The following is a 23,488-nucleotide window of genomic DNA, read 5'->3' on the forward strand; positions in this document are numbered from 1 at the left end:
TGGCACCTTTTACTTGTATTCGATGATGCGCATGGCACGGCCCGTCAGGCGACGGAAGTGGAAGCGCAGCATACCAATGAGATTTGGAAATTTGGACAGGGTGAGCAGGAAGGCGTGCCGGAAGGCTTCGTCCGAGGGCAGGCCGTCCCGGATCAGTCCCTGCGCCGTGCGCAGGTAGTTCAGTTCGTAGACCGTCAGGATCAGCAGCGGCAGCCACCACGATATGGTCAGGCTCAGCAGCATAAGAGCCGGGATCAGCGCGGCGTAGATCCAGGTGCGCCTGCGTTCGCGTTTGAAGTATTCGGGGTGCAGATGGCCGACCTGCGCAAAGCCGTGCCCCGTGCGTTCCGCCCGCCGCCACCATTGCCGGAAGGTCAGCATGTTGGCGTCGTGGCGGGTCATCTCGTGCGGGATGCGTTCGAGCAGCCAGCCAGCCTTGCGCAGCCGCGTGCAGACCTCGTCGTCCTCGGCAGCGATCACCTCGGGGTTCATGCCACCCACTCCGGCCCACGCCTCTGCCCGGACCATCATGTCACCGCCACAGGCGTCGATGATCCCGGCGGGTCTGCGCCATTCCCAATCACAGAGTTGGTTGTAGAGGCTGGCATCGCGGTGGATCTCCGAGCGCCAGCCGGTGACAAGGCCAAGCTGCGGGTTGGCCTCCAGATGTGCCCGCGCGGCGTCGAGATAACCGGGAACGAGGGAACAGTCGCCGTCGATGAACTGGACGATCTGCGGGTTCTCCAGCGCTTCGAACCCGGCGTTGCGGGCGCGCGCGGCGGTGAAGGGCTGGGTCATGTCGAGGCGCACCACCGTTGCGCCGCGGGCTTCGGCCTCGGCGACGCTGGTGTCGGTCGAGCCTGAATCGACATAGACCACCTGCCGCGCCTGCCCTTTGACAGAGTCGAGACCGGCCACCAGCCGCGCCCCTTCGTTCCGCCCGATCAGCACCACGTCAACCGGCGTCATGGGCGTTTCCCTTTCGGCGGCGTACCCTGGGCGTAGCCTGTGAACAGGGCGGAGAGGCGGCGCGCCTCCATGCGGATGTCGAAATCGGCCCGCACCTTTGCTTGTCCGGAGGCACCCATCCTGCGCCGCGTGTCCGGATCTTGCAGGAGGGTTTGCAGGGCGTTGCGCAGGGCATCCGCATCGCCCGGTGGCACGAGATGTCCGTTGACCCCGTTCTCCACCAGTTCCGGCACGCCTGCGATCCGGGTTGTAACAACGGGAACCCCGGAGGCCAGCGCCTCCATCAGCACCACGGGCACCCCTTCGGCGAAACTCGGCAGGGCGAAGATGTCGGTCTTTTGCAACGCGTCGGCCACGTCCGATTGGCTGCGATAGCCGAGGAAGTCCACCGGCAGCCCCTGCGCCTGCCGCTCCAGCGCCGCGCGGTCCGGGCCGTCGCCGATCACGGTCAGGTGCCAGTCGCCGTCCAGACCTTTCAATGCATCAAGCAGCACCGGCAGCCCCTTCACCGCCGCTAGCCGCCCGACGAAGAGCAGCTTTCGCCCCTGATGCAGGGCCGTTTCATATCGGCCCGGCTCCACGCCGCAGTGCACGATATGGAAGCGGTCCCAATGCGCCTGATCGGCGAAACACATCAGCTGCGACCGACAGAAATCGCTGATGCAGGCCACGAAAGACGCCCGCGCGGCCTTCTCGTCGATGCGCCAGTGGTGGGGCTCGAAGAAGATGTCGGGGCCGTGGATGGTGAAGCTGTAGGGGATGCCTGAGAGCGCGGAGGCGAGCATGGCGACGGTGCAGGATGCCTTGGCGATGTGGTTGTGGAGATGCTGGACACCCTGCGCGGCCAGTTCATCGGCCAGCACGCCAGCCTCGGCGAAATAGATCAGGTTGTAGACGCGGCCCTTCAGCCCTTTCGGCGCGGTTCGCCATGCCAGTTTCAGTGCGTTCAGATAGCGCCCGGGAGACGCCATCCAGCGCAGGTGCGCCTTCAGCAGGCGCAGGGGAGACTTGCAGGCGTCCAGCACCTTGAACGTGCGGGCATGCTCGTCCCGTTGCTCCGGCCCGACGAGATGCTCGGCCCCGGTGGTGCGAATGGAACAGGTCAGCACGTCGTGACCGAGATCGCGCAGCGCGGCGACCTCGCGTTGGATGAAGGTATCGGAGGCGCGGGGGTATTCGCCGGTCAGGTAGGCGAGTTTCAACAGGGTCACGGGCGGCCCTCCACGCTGCGGCTCAGCAGGTCCTCGAACGGCGCGCGGTCCTCGCCCCCCAACACGCCGCGCAGGACGGTGTTCGGGTAGGTCAATGGCATCAGCCGGGCCCGGGCGACGGGTTCACGGAACAGGCCGGGCAGCGCGGCGGACAGGGGCCGGACGAGGCGCACCACCCTGAGCCATTGGGCATAGGAGACCGGCAGGACAAACCGCGGCCATCCGGTTGCCGCCCGGTGCGCGGCGACGAAGCGGGCGCGGCTCGGGCGGTCGTCGTCAAGCGCATTGACGGTGGCCAGTCCCATCGGGACCGTCTGGACGGCGTTGAGCAGGATCCGGGCCAGCGAGTCGACGTGGATGAGGGGCAGTTCTCCCTCCTCGCCGCCGATCCGGACGAAGAGTTTCGAGGCCCAGAAGCCAAGCAGGGCGTGCCATGTCCGCCCCGGACCCCAGACTGCGCCGGGGCGGATCAGCCAGGCGGCGTGCAGCGCTTCGCGGACAAGGGCCTCCTGGTCCAGCTTCGCGCGGGAATAGGAGTCCCGGGCTGTCTCCGGCCTCTCTATCGGGCTTTGTTCGTCCAGCGTGTCTCCCGGCTCAAGCGCCATGGTGTCGTAGAGGGCGATGGAGGAGACCAGCACGAAACGCGGGCCGTGCCCCTGTATCGCGGCCAGCAGGGCGCGCGTGCCGCCGAGGGTCAGTCGCTCATGCTGCAGGGGATCGTCGCCGAGATGGGCGGCGGCGTGCACGATGGCGTCCACCTGCGGCATGAGATCGGCCAGCAGGTGCCGGGCGTTCGGCGCGGCGAGGTCGAGCTTTACCGGGGTTATGCCCGGGTCGGCCTCCCATGCCGCGTGCGGCAGGCTGCGGTATTGCGCGATGACCGCCAGCCCGCGCCGTCGGGCCTCTCGCACGGCCGCGCCGCCGACAAAACCGGAGGCCCCGGTGATCAGGACCGTGTTCACCGTGCCCATGGCATCGGCTCCATCGGGGCGCAGCCCGTGGTCATGGCCTGCGAACCGGCGTGCTCGCCTGCATTCTGGATCGCGAGGGTGACCTCAGTCATGTGCAGGGCGAAATCACCGCCAAGGCGGCTCTCCCGGTTTTCCCGGATCGCATCCAGCACCTCCGCCGGACCCAGCATGAAGTTCATCGCCGCCGCGCCCCAGCGTATCACCTTCGGATGCGTCGGCCCCGGCAGCCGGACCCGCCTTGGCCAGGGCGACTCGATCAGCCGCCGCCGGATCGTCATGCGCCGGGCAAAGCGCACGCGGGCGGCATTGTCCCAGGCGGCATCACAGGCCAGCAGCCCCTTGTCCCCGGTGATTCGGATCGCATGGTTGTGGGGCGCGATGATGCTGCAGGTCAGGCGTGTGACAGGCCCGTTTTCAAAAAAAAGTGTAGCGACCGAAAGGTCCGGCGCGAAGGGGCCTTGCCCGGGCTTGTCGGGGTAGGTCTCGGCACTGGCGGCGACCACGGTGCGGACCGAGCCGAACCAGCCGATCAGCCAGCCGAGATAGTAGCCGGCATGTTCGAGCGTGCAGCCGACGCGGAACTCGTCTTCGGCGGGCCAGGGAGCGCCGCCTTCCGAGGTCCATTTGTCATATGCCGCCTGCGGAATGAACCCGTCGTCGAGTTCCGCATAGATTGCACGCGGCGTTCCCGCGAGGCCGGTTCGCAGCGCGTGGCCCAAGGTCTGCGCCGCCTCGCCCAGCGCCGAGCAGGGTGCAGAGGCAAGGGTCAGGCCTTTCGCGCGCGCCAAGGCATGCAGGGCTTTCGCGTCGTCGACCCGCATGGCGAGGGGTTTTTCCGAGTACACCGGATGGCCTGCGTCGAGGCAGGCCCGGCTGGTCTCGAAATGCGCGTCAGGGTTGGTCAGGTTCAACACAAGCGCCCCCGGCGCGGCATCGAGAAGGGCCTCGAAGGACGGCTGCGCGGGGACGGACCAGAAGCGGCAGAACTGCGCAAGCCTGCCTGCGTCGATGTCATAGACACCCGCCACCTCGATGCCCTCCATGACCGCCAGGGAGCGCATGTAGAGGTCTGCGACAAAGCCGCATCCCAGTATCAGAACCTTGTTCATGCTCGCATCGCCCCGGCCCGGAATGGCAGGCCCTATTTGACCTGATCCCGGGCATCCCTGCACTACCCGCCGTCAACCATTGCTTGCCTATATGCAAAAGATGGCCAGAATTCGACACGTTACCGGATTTTGCACAATCCCGGAGATACCGCGCTTTTGCCACTTTTTTGGCACCAGCCTGTGGTTTTTTCCCACTGAATACGGAAGCAGTTCAGAGTTAATGTACCGCCGTCAGAGAGGCCGGAATGCAGTTTACGATCAAGGGTCAGACAATCTCGGTCAACGTGCCGACCTGGGCCGGGCTCGAAGCCCGGGTCGAGGCATGTCTGGTGGATCGAAAGGGCTTCGCGCTGGCGACGATCAACCTCGATCATCTCGTAAAATTAAATACAAACAAGAACTTCCGGGATGCTTACCTGCGGCAGGATTTCGTGGTTGCCGACGGCAATCCGATTGTCTGGATGTCGCGACTGGCGGGCAAGCCGGTGCAGTTGATCCCGGGTTCCGATGCCATTCTGCCGCTGTCGAGAATCGCGGCGCGGCACCAGGTGCCCGTTGCCTTCGTCGGGTCGACGGATGAGTCGCTCCAAGCCGCGAAAGCCTTCCTGGAGACGGTGGTTCCCGGCCTGAATGTGGCACTGTGCCTCTCGCCGCCAATGGGATTCGATCCGCTCGGCGCGGAGGCGGAGGCCGTCTTGCGCCAGGTCGAAGCCAGCGGCGCCGGGCTGTGCTTTGTCGCCTTCGGGGCGCCGAAGCAGGAAATCCTGTCCGCCTTTGGCCGGGAGATCGCGCCGTCGGTCGGGTTTGCCTCCATCGGGGCGGGACTTGATTTCTTCGGCGGATCGCAGAAGCGGGCGCCGGAGTGGGCCCGCAGCCTTGCCATGGAGTGGCTGTGGCGCATGGTGAACAATCCGCGCCGCCTGACTGTGCGATATCTCAAGTGCTTCCTGATTTTGCCCCGGCAGGTGCTGCAAGCGCTGGCACTTCGGGTGCGCAAGGAACTCTGACGTCAGAGGCGGCGCGGCTTGCGCGTTCGTCGCAGGACCAGATCCTTGATTTTCCCCTTCAGCCCGCGTGGCGGCAGGATCTCGCGGTCCATCTCGAAGGTGGTGCCGGTGAAGGAAGGGTCGGTCTGCACTGCCAGAGTGACCCCCCATTTCGCGGCCACGGCCGGGTCGAGCCCGTCCGGAATCCCCATGTCCGTTCGCAGCATTCCGGGCATCCAGTCCGAGATGACGATGTTCGGAAAGCGATCCCCGAGATCCGCGATCAGACTGCGGGTGAGGATGCGCGCGGCCCCCTTCGAGACGGAGTAAGCGCCCGCAGTCGGCAGCGGGTTGAGGTCCGCGAAGGTGGCGACGTTCAGAATCCGCCCGGTGCCGCGCGGAGCCATGTCCAGCAGGGCCGCGTGGGTGCAGGCAACGATCCCGCCGAGGTTGGTCTGCACCACCTGCATGAAGTCCTGCGGGGCCGTGTCGAGGAAATCCCGGTGCGGGTAGACCGCCGCATTGTTGATGAGCAGGGCCAGCGGGCCGTGGGTCTGTGTCAGCCGCGCGAAGGTTGCGGCCACCCGGCCCGCGTCTGACACGTCCAGCGGTTCGGCGTGGAAAAGCCCGCTTTCGCAGAGCGTTCCGGTCTCGGTCAGCGCCGCAAGCCGACGCCCGGTGCCGACAACGGTAAATCCGCGCCGCGTCAGATCGACCGCCAGCGCCCGCCCGAGGCCGGAGCCTGCGCCGGTCACGATGGCAAAGCCGTCCTTTGGTGTCAGCGTGGTCATGGCAGTGGCTCCTGAAGCAGGATGTCCGCCACGCGCAGGGCATTGGCGGCGATGGTCAGCGAGGGGTTCACGCCCATGGAGGTCGGCATGAACGACGCATCGGTGACCCAGAGGTTCGCGATGTCATGGCTACGGCAGTCCGGCCGCAGGACCGAAGTCTTCGGATCGTGTCCAAACCGCAAGGTGCCGCAGGGGTGGCCGTAGTTCAGTTCCGGCGCGATACCGAGGAACATCCGCCTGTGCCCCCGGAACGCCTGCCGGATCGCCCGGCGGAAGGCGCGGCGGCGGTGCAGGAGTTCGTCGGCGAAGGTATAGATCACCTGCAGGCGCTCCGGGTGTGCCGGATCGAAAGTCACGCGGTTCTCCGGGTAGGGCAGGTCTTCCATAAGCCCGACGAACAGCTGCGCCTGGCCGAACAGCCTGGCGGCGATGGCGGCGGGCAGGCGGGTGAGATGCCGGGCACCGGGGACCCCGGCAAACCGGCTGCGGGCGAGCATCTGGTTCAGGTAGAACACGATCTCGCCGTAGGCGGCGCGGATGCCCATGGCCTGCACCGTGCCGAACCGGGCCCCGGAGTGGTAAAGATCGCGCAGGGAAATGGCTTTTGTCGCGCCATCTTCCAGCTCGCCGCCTTTTGGCCAGAGGGCGAATATCTCGTTGAGATGGAACATCAGGTTGCGCCCGACGAGACCGGACGTGTTGGCGAGGCCGGTCGGATGCGCTTCGGACGCGGATTTCAGCAGCAAATGCGCCGAGCCAAGTGCCCCCCCGGCGAGAATGTAGCGCTTTGCCCGGAATATCTGCGTCCTGCCGTCGATGCGGGTCTCGACGTGGGTGATGGCGTTGCCCTCTGTTGCCAGACGGGTGACATCGGCACGGTCGATCAGCGTGGCGTTGCCGGTGGCCAGCGCCGGGTCCACGCCAGCGGAGCGGCCATCCATCTTGCAGCGTTTCGGACATTTTGTGCCCAGGCATCTGAGGCAATCCGGTACCCGCTCCAGCGCCGTGTGCGCGTGGTAGGGATGCAGGCCGCCGGCGGACAGGCTGTCCATCAAGGCCTGTTCGGTTGCGTTCAACTGCGGCGCGGCGCGCAAGGGTATCGGAGCTTCGGGCGAGAGCGGATCGGGGCTGCCATAGACGCGGAACTGCCGTGCGGCGCGGGCGTAATACGGCTCCATCGCTTCAAAGCCCACCGGCCAGCCGCCTGTCGGGTGCGGCCTGCCATCCGTCTCCTCCAGATCATGCCGTTCGGGCCGTTCCAGCGTTGCGGCATAGAACACCGAGGAGCCGCCCACCCCGGCCCCCAGCGGCGCATGAAATGCTGCGTCGCGCCCGTTCAGCGTGACATGCAAAGGCTCGGGCCAGAGGCCGCGGGTCAGCCGTGCCTCCGGCACGAATACATCGCTCAGACCATTGACCTCGCTGCGGAAGCCGGCGGGGCCTTTCTCCAGGAAGAGTACCTTTTGCCCGGCCTCCGCCAGCGCCTGGCCGATCGTGCCTCCACCCATGCCGGTGCCGATGACGATGGCGTCCCAGGGCGTATCGCTGGCCGGGTGGGTCATTGCTCGGTGAGGGCGGTCTGCTGGCTGACCCCGGAAAAGACGGGGGCGAAGACGTCACGTACCCGGAGCGCCGCGGAATTGGTGATGTGGTTGTTGTCGAAGTATTGCCCGGTCCCGTCGTGGACCGCCGAGCAGCTGTCCGCGTCGCAGAAGAACGGCCAGGGGTCGAGGAACCGGATGCGGCCTTCTTCCGCCAAGGGCAGCCAGGGCGCGTCGGCCAGCGCGGATCGCACCGCGAGCGTGGCGCGGTTGACCGTTGGCGTGGTCTGCGGCGCCGGGGCCAGCGGCCAGGTGCCGTGCGCGGCCTCGCGGGCGGCCCTGCGGCTGTCGTAGAACGGGATCTCGGGCGGCTGGCGGAGCACGTAGACAGTCGGGAACCAGGCCGAGAGCTTTTGTACCGTGTGCTTCGCTCCGGAGGCCAGCAGCCGTGCCTGCCCGGTGCCGATATGCTCCGGCACGTCCGTCGGGTGCAGCGCGATGCGGTTCGCCTCGTCGAGACCGACGCCGGTGCCGGTGGCGTAGTAACTCCAGCGCCCGATCAGCAACACCGTTTCCACTGTATCCAGCCGGCCAAGCGCCTGTTCGATCTGCTTGTTCGCCTGCGTGCAGGCCACGTCCTGCGCCGCCGTTGCGCTGTTCTCCACCTTGCGCACCCCGAAGATCGGCGGGCATCCGGCCCGCCAAAGGATCATGCCGGGCACCTCCGCCTCATGCGCGGCAAGGTCGAGGCCTTCCTTGAAGGCGCGGACATGGCTGTCTCCCCAGACGAGGATGCGCGGCGGGCCGTCGGGACCGATGGGGCAGACCTCCAGCCCGTCGAGCGGCAGGGTGTCCGCCGTGTAGCAGCGGCTCCAGTCCTGCAGGAAATCGCCACTGGCGGCGATATGGGTGCGGGCCTCCGGGCCGAAGCGGGCAGGCAGGCCGTTCTGCGTGTAGAGCCAGCCGCCGAGGCCAAGCAGGAGCGCGGAGGCCAGCGCGGTGCCGCCAAAGACGAACCCGCCCGGCAGGCTGCGCGCCCGCCGCACCGGCGTTTCGACGAAGCGCCATGAGAGCCAGGCGAGGCCGAAGGAGACCGCCATCCAGACAAGGGATTCCAGCAGGTTGGCGTATCCGTCGCGCAGGTAGGTCGAGAGGGTGAACACCGGCCAGTGCCAGAGATAAAGCGAGTAGGAGATGGCCCCGACGAACACCGCGTGCCGGTGGCAGAGCATGCGGTTGACCGGGTTTCGGTTCAGCCCGTTGGCAATGACGAGCACGGTGCCGAGGACCGGCGGCACGGACAGGAGACCGGGGAACAGCGGGCCCGAGGGGATGAGCACGATGGAGGCGAGGATGAGCGTCATGCCGAGCCATGAGAGAACCGCCCAGCCGCGCCAGGTGCGTCCCGTCTCATAGCCCCAGATCGCCAGCAGAACGCCGCTGAGCAACTCCCACGCGCGGAAGGGGAAGAGGTAGAAGGTGGCGGTCTGGAAATGCGGGGTGAGCAGGATGCTGCCCGCAAGCGAGGCCGCCCAGACGGCCACGAGCACGCCCAGCAGGCCCCAGCGCCAGCGGGCAAGAAAAATGATCAGCAGCGGCAGCAGGATGTAGAACTGCTCCTCCACCGCGAGGGACCAGGTGTGCAGGAGCGGCTTGTCCTCGGAGGCCGCATCGAAATAGCCGGCGCCGCGAAAGAAGAAGACGTTGGAGAGATACACCGTCGCAGCGATCAGGCTCTTGCCGTATTCGCGGAATTCGAAGGGCAAAAGCAGCGCCCAGCCGACGAGTGTCGTGACCAGCGCCATGGTGAAAAACGCCGGAGCAAGGCGGCGGAAGCGGCGGATATAGAAGTTTTTCAGCCAGATACGCCCGGTCTGGTCGTATTCGCGCCAGAGGATTCCGCCGATCAGGAAGCCGGAGATGACGAAGAAGACGTCCACGCCGACAAACCCGCCCTGCAGCGGAAAGCCGAAATGGTAGAGCACGACGGACAGCACGGCGACGGCCCGGAGACCGTCGATGTCGCCCCTGTAGGGCAGAGTCTGACCGAGCGGTGCGCTCACGCGGGGGGCCTCTGTGTCGAGGACTGGCTCATCACTGCTCCTTCCGGGTCACCGGGTCACGTCGGTCCGCGGCTCCGGGAGCGACCCGGATGTGCGGACAAGGGTTAGCACGTCATGCGCGATGCAAACGGCGTGACGTGTTGGTATTGCTTTAGGGTTAACTATACCTCAAATCTTGGCGGGAATTGGGCGCAGTGTGGCACGGGAGCGGATTTTGTGACGGACGAACAGGTCTCCGCCCAGGTGCCCGACTGGAGTCGAGAGGACGTGCGCCGGTTCTGGGATCCGGGACAGAAGCTGCTCAGGGCCTTGCGCCGGTATCAGGCCGCACAAGCGCGGGGCGGAGTTCTTGCCGCGATTTCAAGGAAGTACTGGGCACTGAACCACCTGTTCTGGTCTACGATCTGCCAGACGGAACTGCATCTGAACACGGAGGTCGGCGGAGGGCTCAGGCTCACGCATCCGACCGGCATCATCGTGCATCCGGACGCGAAAATCGGCGTCAATTGCATGATTTTTCACCAGGTGACGCTGGCCGGTCCGGTGGTTCTTGGCGGGCATGTGGATGTCGGCGCGGGCGCAAAGCTGATCGGGCCGCTGACCGTGGGTGATCATGCGGTGATCGGGGCGAATGCGGTGGTCACGCGGGATGTGCCTGCCGGTGCGACTGTGGCGGGCATTCCGGCGCGGGTGATCCGCCAGAAGGTGGCAAACGCATCGGGCGATAGCCAGCGGGACACGGATTAACGCGGCGCACGCCGGGGTTAAGGCGGCGGACTGTGCCGGGCCTGGTGAAATCCGGTCTATATCTTGTGGTGCCCTTCTTGCAGTCCACAACCCACCTTGGATGCGCCGCCTTCGGGTGGGTGCATTGCTACCGCGTTTGGTACGATTCTGGCCGAGTTTCGTACAGATTGCCCCATCGCGACTCGCCCGCGCCTGTCAAACCCCGTTGCGCAAGCAAAAAGAGGGTCAATCACCCGTGTCGTCCAGAAGGTCGGCCAGTTTGGCCACCGTATTGAGATTGCGCATCGTGCCGACGTCCATCGCCTTGAAACGCAGTTTCGACCGGCCCATGCCGTCCGGGTAATGGATGTACACCTCGCGCCCGGCGGCGACGATCGCCTCGCCCGCCTGCCCTTTCGGTTCCAACGCCGCAGGCTCCGGCTCGGACGGCAGGAACAGCACACCGAGCCGACGCGGGTCAGCTTCCGGGAAAGGGTTGGACTGCAGCGCCTGTCGCATCCGGGCAGCGCTGCGGATCAGGACACCCACCGGCTTGCCCGCATGGGCGGCCAGCCGCTCTTCCAGGGCCGCACGGACGGCATCTTCGCTGGCATCGGTGGCAAACAGCGCATTGCCGCTGGCGATATAGGTCGACACATCGGCAAACCCCGCATCCGCGCACAACGCCCGAAGCTCCGCCATCGGCAGCTTGCCGGTGCCGCCGACATTGACGGCGCGCAGGAGGGCGCAATAGCGGGTCATCCGTGCAGCATAGGGCCTCCGCGCCGGTCACGACAAGCGCAGGGAAACCATACCCCGGTCAGAGACTTTCTGCATTGCAGAACACGGATTGGCGCGGCAAGGATCATTTGGTAAGCAAGGCCCAAGACGTTCAGGACAGGTATTCCCATGGCAATCACCACGATCATTCCGGTCATTCTTTGCGGAGGGTCGGGCACACGGCTCTGGCCCTTGTCCCGCAAGAGCTATCCCAAGCAGTTTGCCAAGCTTATGGGCGAGGAGACCCTGTTCCAGGCCTCCTCGCGGCGCATGTCCGGTGGCACGGACGCACTGCAGTTCGACAAGCCGATGGTGCTGACGAATGCCGATTTCCGCTTCATCGTGACCGAGCAACTGGCCGAAGTGGGGATCGACCCGGGTGCGGTTCTGATCGAGCCGGAAGGGCGCAACACCGCGCCGGCGGTGCTGGCCGCCGCGTTGTTTGCTTCGAAGACCAACCCCGATGCCGTGCTTTTGGTGGCGCCGTCGGATCACGTCGTTCAGGACGTTGCGGCCTTCCATGCGGCGGTGTCCAAGGGGCTGGAGGCCATCGAGGACGGCAAGCTCGTCACCTTCGGCATCACGCCGACCCATGCCGAAACCGCCTATGGCTACCTGGAACTCTCCGCCACCCCGAGCGCCGATGGCCGCGCCGTCGCGCTCAGCCGCTTTGTCGAGAAGCCCGACGAGGCGCGGGCGGCGGAGATGGTGCAGGCGGGTAACTACCTGTGGAACGCCGGGATCTTCCTGTTCCGCGCCGCGGACATCATCGCCGCTTTCGAGACCCACGCCGGCGATCTCTGCGCCCCGGTCAAGGCGGCGGTCGAGGACGCGAAGACGGACCTCGGCTTCCTGCGGCTGGCGCCGGAGCCGTGGAGCGGGGCTGCGGACATCTCCATCGACTACGCGGTCATGGAGAAAGCCGACAATCTCGCGGTTGTCCCTTTCGCGGGCGGCTGGTCCGATCTTGGCGGCTGGGACGCGGTCTGGCGCGTGAGCGAACCGGATGACTCGGGCGTCGTGGCCGAGAACAACGCCACGGCGATCGACTGCCGCGACACGCTGCTGCGGTCCGAGGACCCGAACCTCGAAATCGTCGGCATCGGGCTCGACAACATCATGGCCGTGGCGATGAACGACGCGGTTCTGGTGGCGGACATGAGCCGGGCGCAGGACGTACGCAAGGCGGTCTCGGTGCTCAAGAAAAAGGGCGCATTGCAGGCCGGGCAGTTCCCCAAGGACCACCGCCCCTGGGGCTGGTTCGAGAGCCTGGTGATCGGCCAGCGTTTCCAGGTGAAGCGCATTCTGGTGCATCCGGGCGCGTCGCTGTCCCTGCAGAGCCATTTCCACCGCTCCGAGCACTGGATCGTCGTCGAAGGCACGGCGAAGGTGACGGTGGACGACGACGTGCGGCTGCTGACGGAGAACCAGTCGGTCTACATTCCGCTTGGTGCGGTGCACCGGATGGAAAACCCCGGCAAGGTGCCGATGGTGCTGATCGAGGTGCAGACCGGGACCTACCTCGGCGAGGATGACATCGTGCGCTACGAGGATGTCTACGCTCGGGGGTGAAACCCCGGACCGGGCTCTTGGCCCGGCAAACGCTCCGGGGGAGCGTCACATAACACAAGGAAAAGGCCGCGTTTTCGAAAGCGCGGCCTTTGTCTTCTCTGGTTTTCAGATACCTCGGTCGCCGCGCAGAACGCGGCGAACCCCTCACTTCGCGGCGGCGGCCACGGTCGTGGTGATGATCGACGGGGTGATCTGGCGGATCACGCGGCCCCAGCGGGTGACCGGCTGTTCCGAGACGAAGATCACGTCGTTGGGCCGCAGCTGGAACCGCGTCGCCAGCATGAAGTTCGCCGCGTTGCGCCCATCCAGTTGCCAGGCGGTCACCGCGCCGAACTCGCGGGCATCCTCGGAGCCGCGAAGCACGTAGATCTCGCGCACGTTGCCGGTTTCGGTCGGGATGCCGCCGTTGGAATAAAGCGCATCGGCCAGACTCGCGGTCTTGCCGAAGGGAAGCGGGTAGCGGCTTTGTTCGGTCACTTCGCCGGTCAGGTAGACATAATCGCGCTCGACCGAGTCGAGTTCCAGCCGGGTCAGGTAGTTTTGCCGGGTGTCCTGCATGGCGTTGCGGCGGATCGCCACCTCCGCCTGCAACTCGTTCAGCGCGTTGATGCGGGCGGACTGCTTGAACTGCGCGGTGCGGATTTCCTGCTCGAAATAGGCTTGCGCCTCGTTCAGTTGCAGCTGCGTGTCGACGAAGACGCTGTCGCCTTCCTGCAGGCGGGTGCGTTGCAGGCCACGGTTGGAGTAGAGCTCGGTCAGCGGGATCTGATAGAGGGTGCCGTCCCGGTAGATGCGGACGGAGGCCTGGTCGAGGTCACCGGCATTGACCCCGCCCGCCGCGGCGAGCGCCTCATCGAGGTAGAGCGGCGTGAGGCCGATGGAGGCCACCGTGGGGTTGGCGACGGCGCCGCCGATGGAGACCCGGCGCGAGTTGAACTCGGCGATTTCGAGGCTGAAGGTCGGGTCGATCTGGTTCTCGACCAGCCGCTGGAACAGCTCCGCCTCGGCCTGGTCGATGGTCAGGCCGCGCACCTGCACCCGCCCGACGTTGGGAATGGCAATCGCGCCATCGTCCTGCACGGTATAGCCCTGCCGGGAGTTGGACGCGGCGAGAAGGCCGGTCAGCTGCTCGACGGTGTTGCCGCCCTGCGGTGTGGCCAGCAGCAGCACATCACCGACGCCGATGCGATAGGGGCTGTCCGCCACCTGCGGCGGCACGCGGGTTTCGAGGAAACCGCCCCGGCCCGGATCGTCGAACGGACGCGGCAGCGCCCCGACGCCCCGCGGCTGCGAGCCTGCTCCGGCAGCGGCGAAGAACACGCCCGGCAATTCCTTGGGCCGGTAGGTGGAGCGGTTGGCGGCCAGCACGGTTTCCGGCGTCATCGAGACCACGCGGACCTTGGTGTCATCGTCGCGCAGGGGATTGACGCTCGGCGACTGGTACACCACGTCGCATCCGATCAATCCGGTGAGGGCGAGAATCGCGAAAAAGGGCCTGAGCATCCAAGTTTCCTTCGGTCCGTGACGTGTCCGATTTTTACCCCGCCCGGTGCGGCGGGGCCAGTTTGCAGAGCGCTTGCCAAGAAAAAAGGCGAACCCGATGCAGGTTCGCCTCAATCCGACCGGGTCTTGCGCCCGGATTACTGTCCGGCGACGAAGGTGTTCGGGGTCTCGCCGCCGCCACCGCCACCGCCGCCACCGGCTGCCGCGATGATGCCGACGGCCGCGCCGGTTGCGATGGCGATGCCGACACCGTCTCCGGCGCCCCAGAGGCCACCCAGGATGGTGCAGTCGTCATCGGTTTGCGGCGTCGACTGGTTGCTGTCGCAGTCTTGCTGCTGTTGTGCCGAAACAGAGGACGCGCCGATCATGGCCGCCATCAGCACGAAAGACGTAAGGATTTTGCGTTTCATGATTTGCACTCCGAAAATCATTCTGGTTCCGGAGGTACACCATCGGACGTAACCGCGCAACGCAACTGGTTAAGGATTCGTTGATTATGGCGGCCACAAGGCCGACAATGCCGGATTATCGGTCTTTCAGCCGCTGGATGTCCAGATAACCGGCGTAGGGACCGAGCCATTGCGTCGATCGTCGCACGACACCCGCGCCGTCGATCCAGTAGGCATTCTCGATTCGAGTCCCCTTGCTGTCGAAGCAGGTCTCGTCGATGCGCTGCGCGGTGTAGGCTCCGGCGAGGGTCTGCACCGGCTCCCGGCCTGGCCGGGTGTATTCACACTTGAAGGCGTGGATTTCGAGCGCGTTCTCGTGGTTCAGGTAGCGGTGTACCCGCTCGGCGGTGTCGTGACCCTGCCGCAGCGCCGCGACGACATCCGTGACATCCGCCGCGATCAGGTCTCCGCCAAGGCCGCGGCTGGCGGTCAGCACGCCGTCCCGGAAGCTCAGGCTCGCGCCGTCCACGGTGTTCCACTGCTGCACTGCGCCGTTGCGGGGGCCCGGGGTCAGGCCCGCCTGCACACCATTGCCAAGCACCGCCACGTAGATCAGCGGGCCGTTGAAGCGGGCGATGGCCTGCGGGGTCAGCGACCGGCTCAGATCCGGCGGCGCGGCGCGATTGCCGAAAGCGCCGGAGAACACGCCCTTGAGACCGCCAGTCCCGGCGCCGTCGTTGCCGCAGGCGGCGAGGGTCAGAAGACAGAGGAACGCCACCAGCCGTTTCATCGCCAGAACCGCCCCCACTGATCCTGAAGCCCGTCCTGATGGTAGTCGCGCACGTCGTTGTAGAGCCGCCCGCCGACATTGAGACGCGCACCGCCGTCGCGCAGAACCGGGCGGATGGTGCGGCTTACGCTTTGCGTGGATTTGCGCCCGGTGATGGCGGAAACGGGAATCTCGAAGCGGATGCCCTTGTCGAAGGAGCCTTCACCGAAGGTGTCGAAGGGCACGTCGGTCAGGGTGGCGAAGGCTCCGATCCTGATGCCGTTGGCGAACTCGCGGTCCACGGAGAGCGTCGCGCCCCAGTCCCCGGCGAGGTAGCGGCCCACGTCCAGCTGGTAATGGAAGTCGTTCTGCGCCTTGTAGTAGGCGGAGACATGGCCAGTCACGACGTCGTAGTCCTGCAGACCGAAGCCCTGGTCGAAGGCGCGTTTGCGCACGTAGTTGAGTTCCGCGCCCAGGGCGAGCCGGCTGTTGACCGGCTTCCACAGGACCTCGCCGGACACCCCGGCGTACATCGGTTCGAGATAGCCCGCCGTGACGCGGCCATAGAGATCCTTGCCGGGGCGGAAGTAATGCGCGACCGTCAGGTTGGTGAGGGCGGTTTCGCCCTCCTTGGCATAGAGGCCCACGTCCGAGCGCACATGCGGCAACACGGAGTCGGACGGGCGCGTTTCGCCCCGGTTGCCGGTCAGCCGCTGCCGCACCGCGCCGCTGATAACGAGGCCGCCGACGGGTTCATACCGGAAGCGGCCCTCGACACCAACGTCGACGCGCACGGGGCTGTCGGGGTCGAAGTAGGTCGCCTGCAGATACGGTCCGATCCCCCAGGTGAAGGACGGCGTCGCCGGGCCGGTGAAGTCGGTGCCGAGGCCCGCGAGGGTGGCATCCTCTATCCTTGCGCGGGCGAAGGTCTGCCAGGCGCCGTCCGGGGCGTATTCCAGCTCTTCGAGGTCGCTGCGCATCAGGGTGATCCGCGAGATCGGTGTGCCGTTGCCTGAGACCGGCACGATCTCGAACTGCTCGACCGAGGGCGGGAGCAGCAGGGACAGCGTGCGGGCGATGCGGCCCACCGACTGTGCGGTGTTCATGTCCGAAGGGTTGCGGAAGCGGACCACGGCGCGGCGGCCTTCCACCGTGAACCCGTCCAGCGTCAGCCCGTCGGCGGCGAGCACCTGCGCCACGCCATCGCGCAGCGCCGGGGGCAGGGCGGCGTTGACGGTCCAGCCGAGGTCGGCGGCGGCCCCGGGCGCGCGCACCTGCAACGGCGGCGGCGCGCTTTCCAGCGCCGGAGCGCGGCGGGTCGGGGACTTGGCGTTGAGCGTGTAGCTGAACTGTACCGCGACGGTGCTGCCGTAGAGGTAGGCGGCGCGCATGTCGACGGCGTTCCGGAAGCGGTAGTTCAGGCCGAAGTTGAACGGCGAGGCGCGGTCGAACCCGGCCTGCCGCTGCTCCAGCGCGTAATCGTCGGAGGAGTATTCCAGCGCCAGCCGGAAGCGGTCATTGACGGCGTACGCCAGTCCGCCGAACAGCGCGGCATCGCCCCGGAACCACTGGCTGGAGTCGAGCCGTCCGGTCTGTTCGACGCCGGTCGCGCCTTTCTTGCGGGCCTTGAAGGACGGGGCGAAGAGGCCGATCGGGTTGGTGAAGCCATTGTAGCTGCCCAGCCGTCCCCAGCCGATGCCCCCGGTGGCCCGCAGGTTGCCGAACGTCTTGGTCGCGACGACATATTCGCTGGCGAACACGCCGGTGCCGCCGAAATCCTGCAGGCCGACAGTCACGGCGGGATGGTAACGGCCTTCATCGAGCAGCTGGTAACGCAGGTCGAAGCTGCGGTCGTAGTAGTTGACCCCGGGGTTCCAGAACTCGCCGAAGGCGGTATAGCGAAACACGCCGGAGAGGCGCGGCGTGATCTGGAAATGGAACGTCGTGCGGGCGGTGCCGTCGATCACACCGACGGTGGCGGAAAGGTCGGCGTCCTGCATCTGGTGCGCGGTGGGCATGTCGACGAGGCCCGGCACGCCGGTGAAGGACAGGCTCGGGCGCGCCCAGGGGTCCGTTTGCGGCATGGCATCAGTGCCCGCGACGAGGGCGCAGGCCGATGTTGCCAGGAACAGACTGATCCGATAGCGCAAGCGCCCTCTCCAACCCCACCCAAATCGCGGCCTGACCCGTAAGCAGCCGGTCACCCCGCGACAGCCTGGGCCCGCTAGCGGACCCTGCGGTCTTTTGTGCCGTGTTCGGCGTCCGGGATAAAGAGGCGGGGCTCCCTGGGCTTCGGTTGGCGCGGCGACGTGCCGGAAAAACCACATCTTGCGCCCAAATCCGCGGCATGACCGCTATCTATGCGCGGTATGCTGGGAAAAATCCTGTCTTTTCAGAGGTGTTTGCCCGGCTGGACAGGGACGTGTAGGCGCTCTCGTCGACGATCAGCCCGCAGAGGGACGGGCTTGCCACGCCGTTGGCAAAGCCGCGTTTGAAACGGTCGAGGCCGGGATTGGGCTGGCCGCCGGCGCTGTCGGGAACGCCGCCCAGGGTGATCCGGTGACCGGCGAATCCGGCGATGGAGGCGTCGTAGACCGCGTAGGCGGCGCTCATCGCGTAGCCCTCGGCGCTGGAGGCGGCGAGGTGGCTGTAGAGGCGGTTTTCGTACCGGGTCCAGATGTGGGCGGAGACGAGGGTCTCGCTCTGGAACGCACCGAAAGTGGGAAAGTCCTGCGGATGGTCCGCCAGATGCCTGAAATGGTTGACGCCGAAGCGGTGCTGCGGGCCGAAACCGTGGCGTTCGGCGAGCGTATCGTAGAGCGCAAGGAACGCGGGCAGGTGGTCGCTTAGCATGATTTGTCGCGCGGAGCACTGGCGCAGGGCGCGGCGGATCTCGGCGCGGTGATGCTTGCTGAACCTGGCCGGCCCGTCCGCCGGATTGATGATGTGATGCGGTTTGTAAGGGCGCGTCAGGTCGAAACCGTCCAACGGCGCGTCGAAAGGGTCCGTGACGAGCACGAGGCTGACAACGCCCAGAGCGGCGAGTTCGGCGCGGATCGCCCCCGGATCGGACCGGCGCAGACCCGGTGAGATCGGGTAAGTGCCGCAGGCGTCGATCCGGTCTGTGCCGGGAATGGCGCGCAGACGCAGCGGCACGCCAAGCGTTTCGCTCATGTGGACCGGGTCGCCGCCGGGCAAGGTTCGCGCGTAGGCGCGCGTGTTATACGGATGCGTCATGCCAGCGCCGCCCGCACGGCACGGGCGATGCGGTCCATGTCTTCCGGCCCGTAACGCTGGTCACAGGGCAAGGTAAGAAGTTGCCGTTGAAGGGTTCTTTCCGGCTCCGGTGGAGTGTCGGTGACGAGATGCAGCCAATGCCGCGGGGCAAAGATACGCTGTTTCGCCAGCGCGGCGCCGAGGGCCTTGGCATCCGGCACCCGGATCGGGAAGCCGAGCGGAGTCCAGTCGGGGCTTGGATCGGGCCAGAATGCAAGGTCGGGCAAATGCGCGTGCAGCCTCGCGTAATTGGCGCGGCGCGGCGCGGTGAGGACTGTGACCGGCGTGGATTGCAGGATCTGGCGGGTGCGGTGGCTCATGGCGTGGTCGGTCACCGTCATGCATGCCTCGGCGGATTGGAACGCCGCGAACCACGCCGCGTTGTTCAGGTCCTGCGGATCGCGGGCGCGCATCAGCCCAGCGCGGCGCAGGGCCGCCGTGGCGGCGGGGCGTTGACCCGGGAGTGGCAGGGGGCCTTCGAGGTCGATCAGGATGCCCCCGTCTGCGACGCCGAGCAGTTTGCGCGGGCTGTAGATCTGAAACTGGCCCCAAGGCGGAGCAACGGTGTCGGTGGCCTGCGCCATGTCTTGGACGAAGGTCACGTCGGGGCGGGCGGCGGCCAACTGCCGGAGGGCTGCATTGGGCCTGCCGAAATAGTTGACGCCAAGCAGGAGATCACCGGGTTGCAACGCCTTTTCAAGGGCTTGGATGTCCGGAGTCAGGGTCTCGTCCAAGCCGTAGAGCATGGGGGCATGGACGGCCTCCGCCATGTCCGCGCAGAGCCATACCGGCAGCCAGACGCGCCTTGGCGCAAGGCTGTCGATGACGTGGGCAAAGGCGGAGCGGGCGTTGGCGAAGGTCAAGACCTGCGCCGCGCCCTCTGTCCAATGTTGCCAAAGGCTGTCCGACACTGGCTCTCCCGGCGTGATCGCCGGAAAGACCCCGCCAATGGCGCGGCCTTCAGGCTCGGGTGAGCGTGGCATTGAAGCGGTAGGAGGCGGCATGCACCTCTGGCGGCAGATCGGTGAAATGGCAGGTCAGGCCGAGGCGTCCGGCCATCTCCGCCAGATCGTCGCGCCGCCACCACGTGCCGAAGGCGTCGGTCCCGGCGGCGACATGGGCGGCATGGGCGGCGCGGCGTTCGGGGGTGTCGAAGAAGTTGTCCTTCAGCGCGTCATCCGGCACGAACCCGAGGAAGATCCGCACCTCCGGCGTGGTGATCTCCAGTACATCGCGCAGGATGGTGAGGCCGGTTTCGGGGCTGAAATGCTGCCACGCGCCGTACATCATCACGCGGGTAAAGGGCGCTTCCGGGCGGCTGGCGAGGGTGCGGATGTCGGCAACGTCGCGTTCCTCGAAGACCAGGTTCGGCGCGGCGAAGTCCCGGCGGGCGGTGGCGATCATCGCGCTGGAAATGTCGACGCCGAGCGCCGCCCCGGCGGGGTCTGCCAGCGGTCGCGTAAACACGCCGTTGCCACAGCAAAGGTCGAGCAGCCGGTCCTTTGGCCCGATGTCGAGTTCGGTCGCGATCTGCGCCAGCAACGCGCGGAAATGCGTGTCCGGAATGGGTTTGCCCTGCACCGTGTGTCCGACCTGGGCCAGATGGTCGTCGGGGGCGAGGCTGGCCACGCGGGCATCATAGTAGGCTTTCCAGTCCAAGCGCGTCACTCTCCGATGCGGTTTCGCACGCGGCACAGGCGGTCGCGGAAGACTGGCCAGGCCCCGTCCCGATCGTCCTTGTCGAGCAGGTCCTGCATTGCCGCCGGATCGCCGAAATACGCGCCGCCGCCGATGTAGTGAAAGATTTTCGTGTCCTCATGCGTGGTCGCGCCGCGCGGATCGGGGTTCAGCGCGCGGTATATGTCGGTCGGAAGGTTCAGCGCGAAGTTGTAGTCCACCGGCATGGTCTCGCACCGCAGCCCGTGCCGGGCGCAGCAGACCGGATGGGCAATCTGGTAGGCGAAATGCGTCTTCTGGAAGGTGTGGACGAGGGTCATGTCCTCGACGAAGGTGGTTCCCATCAGGTCGAACTGCGCCCGCGGGCCGACGATCACACCGGCATTCAGATAGGCGGGACCGTAGCGGTGATCGGGGTCACCGAAAATGATGTTGGTGCGCTCGAAGCCGGGAATGGTGCGAAAGTCGATGCCCCAGGCGGAATACTCGAAGTCGAGCGGGGGCATGGGCACGCCGGCGGCGTCGAAGATTTCCTTCCACCACGCCGCGCTGGGCCGGCCGTCGGAATTGGTGCGCCCGAAGGGCGAGACATGGGCCATGACTCCGAGGATGGTCTGGTCGCGGTGCGACCGCAGGATGACGTCATCGAAGTCGCCCGCGACCAGCAGGTCGGCGTCGATCATCGCCACGATGTCGGCATCGGATTTGACCCAGAAGCGTTCGAAGCCGGTGGCGTCGTATTCCCATTTCGCGAAATTCTCGGGGTCGACCCAATGTACGGAGATGTCGTGCTCCGCCATCCAGGGGTATCTGCCTTGCAGGTCGACAGGGGCTTCATGGTCGCCCACGACCAGCGCGCAATGTGCCGAGCGGCCTATCGGACCACCGAATTCCTGAACCGATTCAAGGAAGTAGCGGACCATCCGCATCATCTTGTCCGTCGGACTGATCGGGATGCGGTATTCGAGCGTCGGCGGGTGTTTCATCTGATCCTGCATCATGGGCGACCCTAACGCGCTTCCGGAGCGTCGTGAAGCGCCTGGGCCGCGGCAAAGAGGCGATCGCGCTCGGCGTCGGTGTAACGCCGTCCGCCGAGGTCACCGTCGATGGTGCGGCCAAGATACGTCTCGGCAAAGCGGCGGTTGCTGTCGGCGAAGCGGGCGCGGATGGCGCGGGCTTCGTCGGCGCTGAACAGGACGGCAGGCAGGTCCTTGCCGTCGAAGGCGTTGAAGATCGTGTGCCGCAGGTGGCGGTCGGTGACTTCCGCCCCGTTCAGCAGCCGCGCGACGGTCAGCGCCCGTGCACCGAGCGAGCGGTTCGCCCCCTGGCGGCTGGCGGCATTCGGCGCGCGCGGCAGGTCCGGGGCACCGGGCAGGCACCCTCCAAGCTGCGCCACGGCGTCCTGTCCCGCCCCGTCATAGAGCCGCGCGATGACGGCGTCCCGCCCGAAATGCGCCGCCCAGGCCTCCGCTTCGGCGAAGAAATCCGCGCCTTCGAGGGCGGCGGCGTATTCGGCGGGGCTGCGGGTCTCGAAGGTCAGCTTGACCATCTGGTTGTATTCGGATTCCGCGAGGTCGTCCTGCGACCGGGCAAACAGGATGACCTTGACGGCAATCCGGGTCGGCAAGGCTTCGATCCATGCCCTGAGCGCGGCGATGTCGACCAGCGGAAAGTTCTCCGAACTGAGCAGAACCGCCGGGGCCGGGCTCTCGGCGATCTGCCGCGCGGTCTCGATGCGCAGCGCCTCCGGGTCTTTCGGTGGAACCATGTAGGCAGGGCGGCTTGCGATGAAGCTCTTGGCGAAGTCCTGATGCCCGCCGCCCTTGCCTTCGTCTCCGGCCAGAATGTAGTCGATTCCCTGCGCCAGCAGCGCGTCGCGATGCGCGGCGAGGGCGCGTTGCTGGGCGGTTGTGCCGGTCTTGCCGCGGCCGATGTGCAGGTAGAGTGTTTTCATGCGCCCCTGATGCCATGGCGGGCGGACAAGCAAAAGGCCCCGCGTGGGGCGGGGCCTTCGCGGACCGTGGCGGGGTTACTCGGCTGCGGCCAGACGGCTTTCGACCGAGGCAAGGCGCTCTTCGAGCTGGGCGATGTAGATATGCGCCTTCTCCAGTTCGTTCAGCATGCCCGCGACCTTCTGCGTCACGTTGAACGGACCGTCCTCGTCGGTCGGGCCGACGTTGGGCAGATGCCGGGAGGCGAACATCATTTCGGCCTGCTCGGCAATCGTCGGCAGCGGGTAATCCGCGTCGAACACCCGGTCACAGCCCGAGCCGCAGACCGCGCCGGTGGTGGTCAGGTCGCCGCTGAGCACCATGTTGCCGTCCCGGTCGAGCGCCATCTGCACGCCGCCGTCCGAATGGGAGATCAGGAATCGGTTGGGCGCATTGTTCTCATGCGTGAAGAACCAGGACTCGGAGGTCGCGGTGTTCTCGAGGGTGATGAAGGAGCCGCCGTTGTTGCGCAGCAGGATCATCTGCTTGACGCCCGAGCTGGTGCGCTGGACGTGCAGCGCCGCTTCGGCGGTCAATGTGCCGATGCCGACATCGTTGTCGTTGTCGATCACCAGCGAGTTGCTCGCCGCGCCGGGCCGGATGCGGAAGGGCAGGGTGGAGCCGTTGGTAGCGTCGCGGACGAAGAAGCTGGTTTCGTTCCCGGCCAGGTCCCAGCGCTGCGCGGCAAAGCCGCTGGCGGTGGTCTGGTCAAGCCGCAGCGTCGGTGTGTCGCCATCGGTGACATGCACTTCGACAGAGGGATTCGCGGTGCCCAGCCCGAGCCGTCCGCCATTGTCGACGTAGAGCGCATTACTCGGGCCGTTGGCCTCGACGGTGAACAGCGCCCGGTTGGCCGTCGCATCCATGATGCGGAAATACTCGCCGCCGCCGTTAACGTTCGAGTTCGCCTCGAGCCGCCAGTCCTGGTTCGCGAAACCGCCGGCTGTCGAGGTATCGTCGAAATGGATGCGCAGGTTGTTTTCCTTGAGGCGGATCGTATCGGCCCCATAGGTTTCGGAATTGGCGCAGTCGAAGCCTACGCAAAGGCTATTGTAGATCGTGGTATTCGAATTGATCACGTTCTGCGCGCTGGCGGCGCCCGCCAACAGGCAGGCGACCACGGCGGTGGTGAACGTGGATGTGGTGATGGTGGTCCCCATGAGA

At 66.4% G+C, this 23,488-nt stretch carries 21 protein-coding genes; 3 read left to right on the forward strand and 18 right to left on the reverse strand.

Going from position 1 to position 23,488, the window contains the following annotated elements; all coding sequences use genetic code 11:
* Nucleotides 1-9: 9 nt before the first annotated feature.
* The 4 genes from ACP159_RS01705 to ACP159_RS01720 are packed head-to-tail and all read right to left on the reverse strand — an operon-like array spanning nt 10 to nt 4,260.
* On the reverse strand, nt 10-969 hold the full coding sequence (locus tag ACP159_RS01705) for a glycosyltransferase (RefSeq protein ID WP_425097883.1): 960 nt from the start codon (nt 967-969) through the stop codon (nt 10-12).
* Nucleotides 966-2,180, reverse strand: a complete 1,215-nt coding sequence (locus tag ACP159_RS01710; RefSeq protein WP_425097884.1) for a glycosyltransferase family 4 protein — start codon at nt 2,178-2,180, stop codon at nt 966-968. Before ACP159_RS01710 ends, ACP159_RS01705 begins: the two co-directional genes overlap by 4 nt.
* On the reverse strand, nt 2,177-3,151 hold the full coding sequence (locus ACP159_RS01715; RefSeq protein WP_425097885.1) for an NAD-dependent epimerase/dehydratase family protein: 975 nt from the start codon (nt 3,149-3,151) through the stop codon (nt 2,177-2,179). Before ACP159_RS01715 ends, ACP159_RS01710 begins: the two co-directional genes overlap by 4 nt.
* Complete coding sequence (locus ACP159_RS01720) at nt 3,139-4,260, reverse strand: Gfo/Idh/MocA family protein (protein ID WP_425097886.1); 1,122 nt, start codon at nt 4,258-4,260, stop codon at nt 3,139-3,141. Before ACP159_RS01720 ends, ACP159_RS01715 begins: the two co-directional genes overlap by 13 nt.
* A 245-nt stretch (nt 4,261-4,505) precedes the next feature.
* Here ACP159_RS01720 and ACP159_RS01725 point away from each other — a divergent pair, with 245 nt between their 5' ends.
* Complete coding sequence (locus ACP159_RS01725) at nt 4,506-5,267, forward strand: WecB/TagA/CpsF family glycosyltransferase (protein WP_425097887.1); 762 nt, start codon at nt 4,506-4,508, stop codon at nt 5,265-5,267.
* A 2-nt stretch (nt 5,268-5,269) separates the two neighbouring features.
* Here the strand turns inward: ACP159_RS01725 and ACP159_RS01730 are convergent, their stop codons facing one another.
* Genes ACP159_RS01730 through ACP159_RS01740 form a run of 3 tightly spaced genes read right to left on the reverse strand, consistent with a single transcriptional unit; the run spans nt 5,270 to nt 9,641 of the window.
* Nucleotides 5,270-6,037 (reverse strand): SDR family oxidoreductase, encoded by a 768-nt coding sequence (locus tag ACP159_RS01730; protein ID WP_425097888.1) that lies wholly within the window; start codon nt 6,035-6,037, stop codon nt 5,270-5,272.
* A complete protein-coding gene (locus ACP159_RS01735; protein WP_425097889.1) occupies nt 6,034-7,599 on the reverse strand; it encodes a GMC oxidoreductase in 1,566 nt (521 codons plus the stop codon). The genes ACP159_RS01730 and ACP159_RS01735 overlap by 4 nt, the downstream gene beginning before the upstream one ends.
* Complete coding sequence (locus tag ACP159_RS01740; RefSeq protein WP_425097891.1) at nt 7,596-9,641, reverse strand: acyltransferase family protein; 2,046 nt, start codon at nt 9,639-9,641, stop codon at nt 7,596-7,598. Before ACP159_RS01740 ends, ACP159_RS01735 begins: the two co-directional genes overlap by 4 nt.
* 216 nt (nt 9,642-9,857) lie before the next feature.
* On the opposite strand from ACP159_RS01740, the gene ACP159_RS01745 reads away from it, so the two are divergent.
* Entirely contained in the window at nt 9,858-10,388 is a 531-nt protein-coding gene (locus ACP159_RS01745; protein WP_425097892.1) for a serine O-acetyltransferase, read from the forward strand.
* Nucleotides 10,389-10,613: 225 nt separating this feature from the next.
* Here ACP159_RS01745 and ACP159_RS01750 read toward each other — a convergent pair whose 3' ends face one another.
* Complete coding sequence (locus ACP159_RS01750; RefSeq protein ID WP_425097893.1) at nt 10,614-11,129, reverse strand: DUF1697 domain-containing protein; 516 nt, start codon at nt 11,127-11,129, stop codon at nt 10,614-10,616.
* Between the two features lie 147 nt (nt 11,130-11,276).
* On the opposite strand from ACP159_RS01750, the gene ACP159_RS01755 reads away from it, so the two are divergent.
* The gene (locus tag ACP159_RS01755) at nt 11,277-12,719 is read left to right on the forward strand and encodes a mannose-1-phosphate guanylyltransferase/mannose-6-phosphate isomerase (RefSeq protein ID WP_425097894.1); all 1,443 of its coding nucleotides are present in this window, start codon (nt 11,277-11,279) and stop codon (nt 12,717-12,719) included.
* Between the two features lie 144 nt (nt 12,720-12,863).
* On the opposite strand, the gene ACP159_RS01760 is transcribed toward ACP159_RS01755, so the two are convergent.
* From ACP159_RS01760 to ACP159_RS01805, 10 genes are all read right to left on the reverse strand, one after another.
* Nucleotides 12,864-14,222 carry a polysaccharide biosynthesis/export family protein gene (locus ACP159_RS01760; protein WP_425097895.1) on the reverse strand — a complete coding sequence of 453 codons (1,359 nt, stop codon included), beginning with the start codon at nt 14,220-14,222 and terminating at the stop codon, nt 12,864-12,866.
* A 137-nt stretch (nt 14,223-14,359) separates the two neighbouring features.
* Nucleotides 14,360-14,632 (reverse strand): hypothetical protein, encoded by a 273-nt coding sequence (locus tag ACP159_RS01765; protein ID WP_425097896.1) that lies wholly within the window; start codon nt 14,630-14,632, stop codon nt 14,360-14,362.
* Between the two features lie 115 nt (nt 14,633-14,747).
* Nucleotides 14,748-15,401: a YjbF family lipoprotein gene (locus tag ACP159_RS01770; RefSeq protein ID WP_425097897.1), complete on the reverse strand. Its 654-nt coding sequence runs from the start codon at nt 15,399-15,401 to the stop codon at nt 14,748-14,750.
* The gene (locus tag ACP159_RS01775; RefSeq protein WP_425097898.1) at nt 15,398-17,530 is read right to left on the reverse strand and encodes a YjbH domain-containing protein; all 2,133 of its coding nucleotides are present in this window, start codon (nt 17,528-17,530) and stop codon (nt 15,398-15,400) included. Before ACP159_RS01775 ends, ACP159_RS01770 begins: the two co-directional genes overlap by 4 nt.
* Before the next feature lie 208 nt (nt 17,531-17,738).
* The gene (locus ACP159_RS01780) at nt 17,739-18,554 is read right to left on the reverse strand and encodes a hypothetical protein (RefSeq protein ID WP_425097899.1); all 816 of its coding nucleotides are present in this window, start codon (nt 18,552-18,554) and stop codon (nt 17,739-17,741) included.
* A 59-nt stretch (nt 18,555-18,613) separates the two neighbouring features.
* A complete protein-coding gene (locus ACP159_RS01785) occupies nt 18,614-19,639 on the reverse strand; it encodes a hypothetical protein (protein ID WP_425097900.1) in 1,026 nt (341 codons plus the stop codon).
* Complete coding sequence (locus ACP159_RS01790) at nt 19,617-20,315, reverse strand: class I SAM-dependent methyltransferase (protein ID WP_425097901.1); 699 nt, start codon at nt 20,313-20,315, stop codon at nt 19,617-19,619. The genes ACP159_RS01785 and ACP159_RS01790 overlap by 23 nt, the downstream gene beginning before the upstream one ends.
* Before the next feature lie 5 nt (nt 20,316-20,320).
* Nucleotides 20,321-21,334 carry a hypothetical protein gene (locus ACP159_RS01795; RefSeq protein ID WP_425097902.1) on the reverse strand — a complete coding sequence of 338 codons (1,014 nt, stop codon included), beginning with the start codon at nt 21,332-21,334 and terminating at the stop codon, nt 20,321-20,323.
* Nucleotides 21,335-21,342: 8 nt separating this feature from the next.
* Nucleotides 21,343-22,287 (reverse strand): hypothetical protein, encoded by a 945-nt coding sequence (locus tag ACP159_RS01800; RefSeq protein WP_425097903.1) that lies wholly within the window; start codon nt 22,285-22,287, stop codon nt 21,343-21,345.
* 75 nt (nt 22,288-22,362) lie between these two features.
* On the reverse strand, nt 22,363-23,484 hold the full coding sequence (locus ACP159_RS01805; RefSeq protein WP_425097904.1) for a hypothetical protein: 1,122 nt from the start codon (nt 23,482-23,484) through the stop codon (nt 22,363-22,365).
* Nucleotides 23,485-23,488: the final 4 nt, after the last annotated feature.

The organism is Tropicibacter sp. S64, from assembly GCF_049803835.1.
Lineage (GTDB): Bacteria > Pseudomonadota > Alphaproteobacteria > Rhodobacterales > Rhodobacteraceae > Pacificoceanicola.

What these genes read in the sequence shown, in the direction of transcription:
- ACP159_RS01705 (WP_425097883.1), bottom strand. Translation starts at nt 969, where the DNA reads ATGACGCCGGTTGACGTGGTGCTGATCGGGCGGAACGAAGGGGCGCGG.
- ACP159_RS01715 (WP_425097885.1), bottom strand. Translation starts at nt 3,151, where the DNA reads ATGGGCACGGTGAACACGGTCCTGATCACCGGGGCCTCCGGTTTTGTC.
- ACP159_RS01720 (WP_425097886.1), bottom strand. Translation starts at nt 4,260, where the DNA reads ATGAACAAGGTTCTGATACTGGGATGCGGCTTTGTCGCAGACCTCTAC.
- ACP159_RS01725 (WP_425097887.1), top strand. Translation starts at nt 4,506, where the DNA reads ATGCAGTTTACGATCAAGGGTCAGACAATCTCGGTCAACGTGCCGACC.
- ACP159_RS01730 (WP_425097888.1), bottom strand. Translation starts at nt 6,037, where the DNA reads ATGACCACGCTGACACCAAAGGACGGCTTTGCCATCGTGACCGGCGCA.
- ACP159_RS01735 (WP_425097889.1), bottom strand. Translation starts at nt 7,599, where the DNA reads ATGACCCACCCGGCCAGCGATACGCCCTGGGACGCCATCGTCATCGGC.
- ACP159_RS01750 (WP_425097893.1), bottom strand. Translation starts at nt 11,129, where the DNA reads ATGACCCGCTATTGCGCCCTCCTGCGCGCCGTCAATGTCGGCGGCACC.
- ACP159_RS01755 (WP_425097894.1), top strand. Translation starts at nt 11,277, where the DNA reads ATGGCAATCACCACGATCATTCCGGTCATTCTTTGCGGAGGGTCGGGC.
- ACP159_RS01760 (WP_425097895.1), bottom strand. Translation starts at nt 14,222, where the DNA reads ATGCTCAGGCCCTTTTTCGCGATTCTCGCCCTCACCGGATTGATCGGA.
- ACP159_RS01765 (WP_425097896.1), bottom strand. Translation starts at nt 14,632, where the DNA reads ATGAAACGCAAAATCCTTACGTCTTTCGTGCTGATGGCGGCCATGATC.
- ACP159_RS01770 (WP_425097897.1), bottom strand. Translation starts at nt 15,401, where the DNA reads ATGAAACGGCTGGTGGCGTTCCTCTGTCTTCTGACCCTCGCCGCCTGC.
- ACP159_RS01780 (WP_425097899.1), bottom strand. Translation starts at nt 18,554, where the DNA reads ATGAGCGAAACGCTTGGCGTGCCGCTGCGTCTGCGCGCCATTCCCGGC.
- ACP159_RS01785 (WP_425097900.1), bottom strand. Translation starts at nt 19,639, where the DNA reads ATGCCACGCTCACCCGAGCCTGAAGGCCGCGCCATTGGCGGGGTCTTT.
- ACP159_RS01795 (WP_425097902.1), bottom strand. Translation starts at nt 21,334, where the DNA reads ATGATGCAGGATCAGATGAAACACCCGCCGACGCTCGAATACCGCATC.
- ACP159_RS01800 (WP_425097903.1), bottom strand. Translation starts at nt 22,287, where the DNA reads ATGAAAACACTCTACCTGCACATCGGCCGCGGCAAGACCGGCACAACC.
- ACP159_RS01805 (WP_425097904.1), bottom strand. Translation starts at nt 23,484, where the DNA reads ATGGGGACCACCATCACCACATCCACGTTCACCACCGCCGTGGTCGCC.